The organism is Streptomyces sp. NPDC046465 (genome assembly GCF_040646035.1).
Classification (GTDB): Bacteria; Actinomycetota; Actinomycetes; order Streptomycetales; family Streptomycetaceae; genus Streptomyces.
In genome coordinates this window covers 324,556-335,398 of the sequence record NZ_JBEYZK010000006.1, presented here as the reverse complement: position 1 = coordinate 335,398, position 10,843 = coordinate 324,556, and the positions used below count along the sequence as shown (strand labels likewise).

The window sequence follows — 10,843 nt, the reverse complement described above, 5'->3', positions numbered from 1 at the left end:
GGGCGCTTCCCTTCGGTGTTTCTTTTTGTTCTTCGTTACTTCGTTCTTGCGTTTCCGACTCTATCAGACTCTTTCGTGTCCGACTTCCTCGGTGCCTTTCCGGTTCCCGCTCCGGCCTTTCGGCTTTCGCGTTTCCCTTTCCGGCGGTTCCGACTTTATCAGAAGTTCTGAGTCGGATTTCCCGCCCCGCTCGGTCGGTCCCAGGCACGTGAGTGCTCGGGGCTTCCCTCGCTGGCGGAGCCGTAAACCTAACGGAGCGGGGCGCCCCGATGCAAATCGAGGCGCCCCGCTCCGGAGCTCGCGCAGTCGAGAGGGTCAGACCTCGACGACCACGGGCAGGATCATCGGACGTCGGCGGTAGTTGTCCGAGACCCATTTGCCCAGCGTGCGGCGGATGAGCTGCTGCAGCTGGTGCGGTTCGACGACCCCGTCCTGGGCCGACTTGTCCAGGACTTCCTGGATCCGAGGCATGACGGCGTTGAACACCGAATCCTCGATGCCGGAGCCTCGCGCCTGGATGGTCGGGCCGCTGGTGATCTTGCCGGTGCTGGAGTCCACCACCACGAAGACCGAGATGATGCCCTCGTCACCGAGGATCTTGCGGTCCTTCAGGGCGGGCTCGCCGACATCGCCCACGGAAAGGCCGTCCACGTAGACGTATCCCGCCTGGACCTTGCCGACGATCTTCGCCTTGCCCTCGACGAGGTCGACGACGACGCCGTCCTCGGCGATCACGATGCGGTCGTGCGGGACGCCGGTGAGGGCGCCGAGCTCGGCGTTGGCACGCAGGTGGCGCCATTCGCCGTGGACCGGCATCAGATTCTTGGGCTTGCAGATGTTGTAGAAGTACAGCAGCTCGCCGGCCGAGGCGTGGCCCGAGACGTGCACCTTCGCGTTGCCCTTGTGGACGACGTTCGCGCCCCAGCGGGTCAGACCGTTGATCACGCGGTAGACCGCGTTCTCGTTGCCCGGGATGAGCGACGACGCCAGGATCACCGTGTCGCCCTGGACGATGCGGATCTGGTGGTCGCGATTGGCCATCCGGGAGAGAGCGGCCATCGGCTCCCCCTGGGAGCCCGTGCAGACCAGGACGACCTCGCTGTCGGGCAGGTCGTCGAGCGTCTTGACGTCGACGACCAGACCCGCGGGTACGCGGAGATAGCCGAGGTCGCGGGCGATGCCCATGTTCCGGACCATCGAGCGGCCGACGAAGGCGACCCTGCGGCCGTACTCATGTGCGGCGTCCAGGATCTGCTGGATGCGGTGCACATGGCTGGCGAAGCTCGCGACGATGATGCGCTTCTGGGCGCCGGCGAAGACGCCACGGATCACGTTCGAGATGTCGCGCTCGGGCGGGACGAACCCCGGGACCTCGGCGTTCGTGGAGTCCGAGAGGAGAAGGTCGATGCCTTCCTCGCTCAGCCGTGCGAACGCGTGGAGGTCGGTCAGGCGGCCGTCCATCGGGAGCTGGTCCATCTTGAAGTCGCCGGTGGCGACGGCCATGCCCGCGGGGGTGCGGATGGCGACGGCCAGGGCGTCCGGGATGGAGTGGTTGACGGCGACGAACTCGCAGTCGAACGGGCCGAGCGCCTCGCGGTCGCCCTCGACGACCTCCAGCGTGTACGGCCGGATGCGGTGCTCCTGGAGCTTCGCCTCGATGAGGGCCAGCGTCAGCTTGGAGCCGATCAGCGGGATGTCCGGCTTCTCGCGCAGGAGATAGGGGACGCCACCGATGTGGTCCTCGTGACCGTGCGTGAGCACGATGCCCTCGATGTCGTCGAGGCGGTCCCTGATGGACGTGAAGTCCGGCAGGATCAGGTCGATTCCGGGCTGCTCCTCCTCGGGGAAGAGCACTCCGCAGTCAACGATCAGAAGACGACCGTTGAACTCGAAGACGGTCATGTTGCGGCCGATCTCGCCGAGGCCGCCGAGCGGGGTGACCCGCAGGCCGCCCTTCGGGAGCTTCGGCGGAGCGCCGAGTTCAGGATGCGGATGACTCAAAAGACTCTCCTCAACCACGCACGCCACGTACCTCCGGGGCACGTGGCGCGCATGACGTTCGTGCAGTAGCAGTTGTCGTGTGGGGTGCGGGCGGCCGACAGCTGGTGTCGCGCCCGCGGTGTCTCGCTTATTCAGTTGTGAAGTCTGTGGTTACAGCTGTACCCCGCCGGCGGCGAGATCGATCTTGAGCTGGTGCGTCTCCTCGGGCGACAGCTCCACCATCGGCAGGCGGAGCGGACCCGCGGGACGTCCCTGGAGGGTCAGTGCCGCCTTGGTCGTGATCACGCCCTGGGTGCGGAACATGCCGGTGAAGACCGGGAGCAGCTTCTGGTGGATCTCCGTGGCCTTCTGCACGTCGCCCGAGAGGTGTGCCTCGAGCATGGCGCGCAGCTCCGGGGTGACGACGTGGCCGACGACGGAGACGAAGCCGCACGCGCCGACGGACAGGAGCGGGAGGTTCAGCATGTCGTCGCCGGAGTACCAGGCCAGGTCCGAACGGGCGATGGCCCAGCTGGCGCGGCCGAGGTCGCCCTTGGCGTCCTTGTTGGCGACGATCCGGGGGTGCTCGGCGAGGCGGACGATCGTCTCGGTGTTGATCGGTACGCCGCTGCGGCCCGGGATGTCGTAGAGCATGACCGGCAGCTCGGTGCTGTCGGCGATCGCCGTGAAGTGCCGGAGCAGGCCCTCCTGGGGGGGCTTGTTGTAGTACGGCGTGACGGTCAGGAGGCCGTGGGCGCCGGCCTGCTCGGCGGCGCGGGCGAGCTCGATGCTGTGGCGGGTGTCGTTCGTGCCGACGCCCGCGACGATGTGGGCGCGGTCTCCGACGGCGTCCAGTACGGCTCGTACGAGATCGTTTTTCTCCGCGTCACTGACGGTCGGGGACTCACCGGTGGTGCCGTTGATGACGAGGCCGTCATTGCCTGCGTCCACCAGGTGGGCGGCGAGCTGCTGCGCGCCGTCGAGGTCAAGTGCGCCATCCGCCGTAAAGGGCGTGACCATGGCGGTGAGGACCCTCCCGAAGGGGGTCTGCGGAGTGGAGGTCGGAGCCATGGGTAACACGCTACTCGCTGCTCAGCGCGGGGTCGCCCCTCGGGGGATGTGTGCGGACCTGACAAGTGTGGAGCCCGGCACTGCCTGCTCGGGGGTTCAAGCAGTGCCGGGTCCGTTTGATCAGGCTAGATGAACTTCACGAAGTGCCGCAATACGGACACTTCACTCTGTGCACCCGCACATCAGTGCCTCAGGGCGCCACACGTCCGTTCTTGTTGAAGGCCGCATGGGTGAGAGGCATCAGTTCCGCCCACTCCTTCTCCATCAGCTCGCCCACCATCTCGATCTCCCGCTGCGGGAAGGAGGGGACCTTGGCGAGCTCGTGCTGCGTCCGCAGGCCGAGGAAGTGCATCAGCGAACGGGCGTTGCACGTCGCGTACATCGAGGAGAAGAGTCCGACGGGCAGCACCGCACGGGCGACCTCGCGGGCGACGCCTGCGGCCAGCATCTCCTGGTACGCCTCGTACGCCTGGCGGTAGGAGTCCTCCATGACGCGGCCCGTGAGCTCCTGCTGAGCCTGGGTGCCCTCGACGAAGACGTACTTGCCGGGGCGGCCTTCCTGGACGAGCTTGCGGGACTCTCCGGGGACGTAGAAGACGGGCTGCAGCTCCCTGTACCGGCCCGATTCCTCGTTGTACGACCAGCCGACGCGGTGCCGCATGAACTCGCGGAAGACGAAGATGGGGGCGCTGATGAAGAACGTCATCGAGTTGTGCTCGAAGGGGCTGCCGTGGCGGTCCCGCATCAAGTAGTTGATCAGGCCCTTGGAGCGCTCCGGGTCCTTCTGGAGCTCTTCGAGGGACTGCTCGCCCGCCGTGGAGACTCGGGCGGCCCACAGGACGTCGGAGTCGGTGGCGGCATGCTTCACCAGCTCGACGGTGACCTCGCTGCGGAAGCTGGGCTTGAGGTCTTCGGTGTGGGTCTCGCTCACTGGCGGGGTCCTTCCAGGTGCATCACTCGGGCGGCGCCCACTCTATGGCCCGGCACTGACAACCGGCCGATCGGTGACCCGCCACGACATTCTTCGACTAATTTGCCGAAACAGGGCACCTTTTGGGCGATTCACGCGTCTATCCAAGTAACAGAGTTCACAGAGCTCCGTTCGAGACCCGTGAGGAGAAGCGCACCCCATGTTCCGTCGGCGAGAGCCCGTCCCGTTCGCCTTCATCGCCGAAGCCGAGAAGTTCCGCAGTAACGTCACTCCCCCGCCCCGAGAACGTGCGTCGGCCAGTCAGATCATGGGCCGCACGCTCATCGGGCTCACCGTGGTGGCCGGTCTGGTGGGATCCCTGCTCTTCGGGATGCCCGCGATGTCGGCCGACCAGTCACCCGCGCACCACCAGCAGTCCGAAGCCTCTGACGGACGCTGACCGTAGCGCGTGTCCTCCCCCGTCCGGCCCTGACTCGTCCGGACCCCTAAGGGTGGTAGCAGGGGACACGGCTCGATAGCCTCACCGGGCACAGCCCCTGTGTGGATCGAGTGAGGATCAGCCCGTGCCCCTGCCCTTCCTGACCGCGGACCACGCTTTCGACGACGTGGCGGACGACGCCGCGCTGCCCTTCGACGACCGCGACCAGTGGCGCCGGCCCTACCGCCCCGGTCCCTGGCGGGTCGGGGCCTCCGCGCTCCTGCTGCTGCTCGCCTCGTTCGTCCTCTTCGCCGCGGTGATCATCGCGTTCGCGGGCTCTCTCATCGGCGCCGCGGTCTGCGCGGGCCTCGCCGTCCTCGTCATCGTCGCCTCCCTGCGGCTGCTGCGCATGGGCACCTGGGTGAGCGCCCACGGGCTGCGCAGGGTCCGTTTCCTGACCACGCAGACGGTCGCGTGGGCGCAGGTGTCGGCCGTGCGGACCGCGCAGCAGCCGGTGCGCTGGCTGGGGCTGCCCCGGACAGTGCAGGGGCAGGCGCTCATTCTCGTACGCCGTGATCAGGGGGCGCAGGACGGCGGGCCGCAGGCGCTGCTGACCGACCGGAACGCGGACTTCCTGACGCGGCACGAGGCGTTCAACCGCGCGGCCGACTCCATCGAGGTGTGGGCCGACGAGTACCGGCCCACCGCCTGAACCACCACCGGCTCTAGACGTTCACCGGTCTGCCCGCGTGCAGGGCGATGGCTCGCTGCATGGCCTGCCGCGCGCGGGGGGTGTCCCGGGCGTCGTGATAGGCGACGGCCAACCGGAACCAGCAGCGCCAGTCGTCCGGTGAGTCCTCGGTCTCGGCCTTGCGCCGGGCGAAGACCTCGTCGGCCGAGTCGCGGTCGATACGGCCGCCGGGGGTCCGCTTCAACTCGTCCACGGGCAGGCCGCCTTCGGCCTCGAGCTCGGCGGCTAGGCGGTTGGCGCGCTGGACGAACTGCGTGTTCTTCCAGAGGAACCAGACGCCGATGACCGGCAGGATGAGCACTGCCACACCGAAAGTGACGGTGAGTACGGTGCCGTGCTGTATCAGGAGCACGCCGCGGCTGCCGACCAGGACGAAGTAGACGACCAGGACGGCAGCCGTGACGGCGTAAGTGATCTTTGCGCGCATGAGGGTCAGCCGGTCCGCGTCAGTTCAGATCCAGGAAGTGTTCCAGGCCGAACGTCAGGCCCGGCGTGCTCACCACGCGGCGCGCGCCGAGCAGGATGCCCGGCATGAAGCTGCTGTGGTGCAGCGAGTCGTGGCGCACGGTCAGGGTCTCGCCCTCGCCGCCGAGCAGGACCTCCTGGTGCGCGAGGAGGCCGCGCAGGCGCACGGAGTGGACCGGCACGCCGTCGACGTCCGCGCCGCGGGCGCCGTCCAGGGCCGTCGTCGTGGCGTCGGGCTGCGGGGCGCTGCCCGCCTCCCGACGCGCCTCGGCGATGAGCTGGGCGGTGCGCGTGGCGGTGCCGCTGGGGGCGTCGGCCTTGTTCGGGTGGTGCAGCTCGACGACCTCGACGGACTCGAAGTAGGGCGCCGCGAGCTGCGCGAACTTCATCGTGAGGACCGCGCCGATGGAGAAGTTCGGGGCGATGAGCACGCCCGTCTCCGGGGACGCCGCCAGCGACGTGCGCAGCCGCGCGAGGCGCTCGTCGGTCCAGCCCGTCGTACCGACGACGGCGTGGATCCCGTGCCGTACGCAAGTGTCGAGGTTGTCCATCACCGAGTCGGGGTTGGTCAGCTCGACCGCGACCTGGGCGCCGGCGTCCACCAGCGACTCCAGCTTGTCGCCGCGGCCGAGTGCGGCGACCAGTTCCATGTCGTCGGCGGCCTCGACGGCCTTCACGGCCTCGGAGCCGATGCGGCCCCTCGCGCCGATGACCGCCACGCGCAGCTTGCTCATGTCCTTCATTCCTTACGGGAGTTGGGCCCTCACGCGGCTATGCGACCGCTTCGTGGAGGCGGGCCGCCTGCTTGTCCTTGAGCGGGCCGATGGCCGACAGGGACGGGCGGTGGCCGAGCACGTCGCGGGCCACTTCGCGGACCTCGTCGGGGGTGACCGCGGAGATCCTGGCCAGCATGTCGTCGACCGACATGTGCTCGCCCCAGCAGAGCTCGCTCTTGCCGATGCGGTTCATCAGGGCGCCGGTGTCCTCGAGGCCGAGGACGGTGGAGCCGGCGAGCTGGCCGATGGCACGGCCGATCTCGTCGTCGCTCAGTCCGTGCTGCGCGACCTGGTCGAGCTCGTCGCGGCAGATCTTCAGGACGTCGTGCACCTGGCTCGGGCGGCAGCCCGCGTACACCCCGAAGAGCCCGGTGTCGGCGAAGCCGGACGTGTACGAGTACACGCTGTAGGCCAGGCCGCGCTTCTCCCTGACCTCCTGGAAGAGGCGGGACGACATGCCGCCGCCGAGGGCGGTGTTCAGGACGCCGAGGGCCCAGCGGCGCTCGTCGGTGCGGGCCAGGCCCGGCATGCCGAGGATGACGTGGGCCTGCTCGGTCTTGCGGTTGACGACCTCGACGCGGCCCGCCGTGCGCAGGGCCCGGGAGCCCTGGCGCGGGACCATCGGGGTCGCGTCGGTGCGGTGGAGCGCGCCGGCCTTCTCGAAGGCGGCACGGACCTGGCGTACGACCTTGTTGTGGTCCACGTTGCCCGCGGCCGCGACCACGAGGTGGGTCGGATCGTAGTGCTTCTTGTAGAAGCGGCGGATGCGGTCGGCGTTGAGAGCGTTGATCGTGTCGACCGTGCCGAGGACCGGGCGGCCGAGGGGAGTGTCTCCGAGCATCGTGTGCGCGAACAGGTCGTGCACGCAGTCGCCCGGGTCGTCCTCGGTCATCGCGATCTCTTCGAGGATGACGCCGCGCTCGGCGTCGACGTCCTCCTGGAGGATCAGGGAGCCCGTCAGCATGTCGCAGACGACATCGATGGCCAGCGGCAGGTCGGTGTCGAGCACGCGCGCGTAGTAGCACGTGTACTCCTTCGCCGTGAAGGCGTTCATCTCGCCGCCGACCGCGTCGAGCGCGGCCGAGATGTCGAGGGCGCTGCGCTTCTTGGTGCCCTTGAAGAGGAGGTGTTCGAGGTAGTGCGTGGCGCCGTTCAGGGACGGGGTCTCGTCGCGGGAGCCGACGTTGGCCCAGATTCCGAAGGTCGCCGAGCGCACGGAGGGCAGGGTCTCCGTGACGACGCGCAGGCCGCCGGGGAGGGTCGTCCTGCGGACGGTGCCGATGCCGTGCTCGCCCTTGATGAGGGTTTGGGTACGGGCGACGGCCCGCGCCTCCGAAGAGGTGCGGGCCGTCGTCGTGGTGCTACGCGACGTCACTTGTCGGTGTCGTCCTTCTTGTCGTCGTCCTCTTCACCCTCGATGACGGGGATGAGGGACAGCTTGCCGCGGGAGTCGATCTCGGCGATCTCGACCTGGACCTTCTGGCCCACGCCGACGACGTCCTCGACGTTCTCCACGCGCTTGCCGCCGGCGAGCTTACGGATCTGCGAGATGTGCAGCAGACCGTCCTTGCCCGGCATGAGGGACACGAACGCGCCGAAGGTGGTGGTCTTGACGACCGTACCCAGGTAGCGCTCGCCGACCTCCGGCATGGTCGGGTTGGCGATGCCGTTGATCGTGGCGCGCGCGGCCTCGGCCTGCGAGCCCTGCTGGGCACCGATGTAGATGGTGCCGTCGTCCTCGATCGTGATGTCGGCGCCGGTGTCCTCCTGGATCTGGTTGATCATCTTGCCCTTGGGGCCGATGACCTCACCGATCTTGTCCACCGGGATCTTGACCGTGATGATGCGCGGCGCGTTCGGGGACATCTCGTCCGGAACGTCGATCGCCTCGTTCATCACGTCGAGGATGTGCAGACGCGCGTCACGGGCCTGCTTCAGCGCGGCGGCCAGGACCGAGGCGGGGATGCCGTCGAGCTTGGTGTCGAGCTGGAGCGCGGTCACGAACTGCTTCGTACCGGCGACCTTGAAGTCCATGTCGCCGAACGCGTCCTCCGCACCGAGGATGTCGGTGAGGGCCACGTAGTGCGTCTGGCCGTCGATCTCCTGCGAGATCAGGCCCATGGCGATACCGGCGACGGCGGCCTTCAGCGGCACACCGGCGTTGAGCAGCGACATCGTCGAGGCGCAGACCGAGCCCATGGACGTCGAGCCGTTGGAACCGAGGGCCTCGGAGACCTGACGGATCGCGTACGGGAAGTCCTCGCGCGAGGGGAGCACCGGCACGATCGCGCGCTCGGCGAGCGCGCCGTGGCCGATCTCGCGGCGCTTCGGCGAACCGACGCGGCCGGTCTCGCCGACCGAGTACGGCGGGAAGTTGTAGTTGTGCATGTAGCGCTTGCGCGTCACCGGGGAGAGGGTGTCGAGCTGCTGCTCCATGCGGAGCATGTTGAGGGTGGTGACGCCCAGGATCTGGGTCTCGCCACGCTCGAACAGCGCCGAGCCGTGCACGCGCGGGATGGCCTCGACCTCGGCGGCGAGCGTACGGATGTCCGTGACGCCACGGCCGTCGATGCGGACCTTGTCCTTGATGACGCGCTCGCGGACCAGCTTCTTGGTCAGCGCGCGGTAGGCACCGGAGATCTCCTTCTCGCGGCCCTCGAAGGCCGGGAGAAGCTTCTCGGCCGCGATCTCCTTGATGCGGTCGAGCTCGGCCTCGCGCTCCTGCTTGGCCGCGATGGTCAGCGCCTGGGTGAGCTCCGACTTCACGGCCTTGGTCAGGGCCTCCAGGACGTCGTCCTGGTAGTCCAGGAAGACCGGGAACTCGCCGGTGGGCTTGGCAGCCTTGGCGGCGAGGTCCGACTGGGCCTTGCAGAGGGCCTTGATGAAGGGCTTCGCGGCTTCCAGACCGGCGGCGACGACCTCTTCGGTCGGGGCCTCGGCGCCGTCCTTCACCAGCTGGATGGTCTTCTCGGTGGCCTCGGCCTCGACCATCATGATCGCGACGTCGCCGTCCTCGAGGACGCGACCGGCGACGACCATGTCGAAGACGGCGTCCTCAAGCTCGGTGTGCGTCGGGAAGGCGACCCACTGGCCCTTGATGAGCGCCACGCGCGTGCCGCCGATCGGGCCCGAGAAGGGCAGGCCGGCCAGCTGCGTGGAGCAGGAGGCGGCGTTGATCGCGACCACGTCGTACAGGTGGTCGGGGTTGAGCGCCATGATCGTCTCGACGATCTGGATCTCGTTGCGCAGGCCCTTCTTGAAGGAAGGACGCAGCGGGCGGTCGATCAGGCGGCAGGTCAGGATCGCGTCCTCGGAGGGGCGGCCCTCACGACGGAAGAACGAACCGGGGATCTTGCCGGCGGCGTACTGCCGCTCCTCGACGTCCACCGTCAGGGGGAAGAAGTCGAGGTTGTCCTTGGGCCGCTTGGAAGCGGTGGTGGCCGACAGCACCATGGTGTCGTCGTCCAGGTACGCGACGGCGGAGCCGGCGGCCTGCTTGGCCAGGCGGCCCGTCTCGAAGCGGATGGTGCGGGTGCCGAACGTGCCGTTGTCAATGACGGCCTCGGCGTAGTGGGTCTCGTTCTCCACTGTTCTCCTACGTGTCTACGTTTCGTCTTCTCGCCCCTGGGCCCGTGTGGCCCGGGACGGTGTCCCGTACGTCCATGCGTCCTGCGTGGACCGGGACCGGGCGGAGAGGCGCGCCGTCTGTGCGGGCCGGTCTTCGATCGAAGCACCCGGGATGTTCCGGGCGCCACTACCGAGGACCGGCGGCGGCCAGGTGCGCCTCTCCCTCATCGGGGTGGTGCTTGGTGTGCCTGATGTCCCTGGGGCTCTCTTACGAACCCGTGAGGACGTGCGTACGTCACCAGACTACAAAGCGTCGGTGACACCGCGCATGTACAGCAAAGGGAGCGGCCCCCTTCGAGTGGGAACCGCTCCCTTCACGACGTCTTACTTCGCGCCCGCCGCACCGCGACGGATGCCGAGCCGGTCCACCAGCGTACGGAAACGCTTGATGTCCTTCTTGGCCAGGTACTGCAGCAGACGGCGGCGCTGACCGACCAGGATCAGCAGACCACGACGCGAGTGGTGGTCGTGCTTGTGGGTCTTGAGGTGCTCGGTCAGGTCCGAGATACGGCGCGAGAGCATGGCGACCTGGACCTCGGGGGAGCCGGTGTCGCCCTCCTTCTGGCCGAACTCGGTCATGATCTGCTTCTTCGTAGCGGCGTCGAGCGACACGCGTACTCCTCGTGATGTCTTCGTGTGCCTCCGAGTGCCCCTGGTCTACATCTCAGGGGGGCTTACGGGACTCGGGAGGCGGGGATGAGCCGTCGGGACGGGCCCCTAGGGGCCTGGATCCCTGCGTTTCCGACCCGGGCCCTTGCGGAATCCGGGGGTAAGCAGACTGACGGTCGTTACACAGGTTACCAGTCGGCGTGCCGGCCTCGGAG

10 protein-coding genes are annotated in these 10,843 nt (G+C 68.2%); 2 read left to right on the top strand and 8 right to left on the bottom strand.

The window, feature by feature from the left end:
- Window positions 1-315 precede the first annotated feature (315 nt).
- The 3 genes from ABZ953_RS12385 to thyX form a co-directional block, all read right to left on the bottom strand.
- Entirely contained in the window at window positions 316-2,001 is a 1,686-nt protein-coding gene (locus ABZ953_RS12385; RefSeq protein WP_361720989.1) for a ribonuclease J, read from the bottom strand.
- A gap of 150 nt (window positions 2,002-2,151) precedes the next feature.
- Window positions 2,152-3,051: a 4-hydroxy-tetrahydrodipicolinate synthase gene (gene dapA, locus ABZ953_RS12380; RefSeq protein ID WP_361720986.1), complete on the bottom strand. Its 900-nt coding sequence runs from the start codon at window positions 3,049-3,051 to the stop codon at window positions 2,152-2,154.
- A gap of 190 nt (window positions 3,052-3,241) precedes the next feature.
- Window positions 3,242-3,982, bottom strand: a complete 741-nt coding sequence (gene thyX / locus ABZ953_RS12375) for an FAD-dependent thymidylate synthase (RefSeq protein ID WP_361720983.1) — start codon at window positions 3,980-3,982, stop codon at window positions 3,242-3,244.
- 199 nt (window positions 3,983-4,181) lie between these two features.
- Between thyX and ABZ953_RS12370 the strand changes: the two genes are divergently transcribed.
- Entirely contained in the window at window positions 4,182-4,421 is a 240-nt protein-coding gene (locus ABZ953_RS12370; protein WP_361720980.1) for a hypothetical protein, read from the top strand.
- A 124-nt stretch (window positions 4,422-4,545) separates the two neighbouring features.
- Window positions 4,546-5,112, top strand: coding sequence for a hypothetical protein (locus ABZ953_RS12365; RefSeq protein ID WP_361720977.1), 567 nt, complete (start codon window positions 4,546-4,548; stop codon window positions 5,110-5,112).
- 13 nt (window positions 5,113-5,125) lie between these two features.
- Here the strand turns inward: ABZ953_RS12365 and ABZ953_RS12360 are convergent, their stop codons facing one another.
- From ABZ953_RS12360 to rpsO, 5 genes are all read right to left on the bottom strand, one after another.
- Window positions 5,126-5,578, bottom strand: a complete 453-nt coding sequence (locus tag ABZ953_RS12360; RefSeq protein ID WP_361720974.1) for a hypothetical protein — start codon at window positions 5,576-5,578, stop codon at window positions 5,126-5,128.
- 19 nt (window positions 5,579-5,597) lie between these two features.
- Window positions 5,598-6,350 (bottom strand): 4-hydroxy-tetrahydrodipicolinate reductase, encoded by a 753-nt coding sequence (gene dapB / locus ABZ953_RS12355; protein ID WP_361720971.1) that lies wholly within the window; start codon window positions 6,348-6,350, stop codon window positions 5,598-5,600.
- A gap of 37 nt (window positions 6,351-6,387) precedes the next feature.
- On the bottom strand, window positions 6,388-7,767 hold the full coding sequence (locus ABZ953_RS12350) for a pitrilysin family protein (RefSeq protein WP_361720968.1): 1,380 nt from the start codon (window positions 7,765-7,767) through the stop codon (window positions 6,388-6,390).
- Entirely contained in the window at window positions 7,764-9,980 is a 2,217-nt protein-coding gene (locus tag ABZ953_RS12345; protein WP_361720965.1) for a polyribonucleotide nucleotidyltransferase, read from the bottom strand. Before ABZ953_RS12345 ends, ABZ953_RS12350 begins: the two co-directional genes overlap by 4 nt.
- A gap of 363 nt (window positions 9,981-10,343) precedes the next feature.
- The gene (gene rpsO / locus ABZ953_RS12340; protein ID WP_361720962.1) at window positions 10,344-10,631 is read right to left on the bottom strand and encodes a 30S ribosomal protein S15; all 288 of its coding nucleotides are present in this window, start codon (window positions 10,629-10,631) and stop codon (window positions 10,344-10,346) included.
- Window positions 10,632-10,843 lie beyond the last annotated feature (212 nt).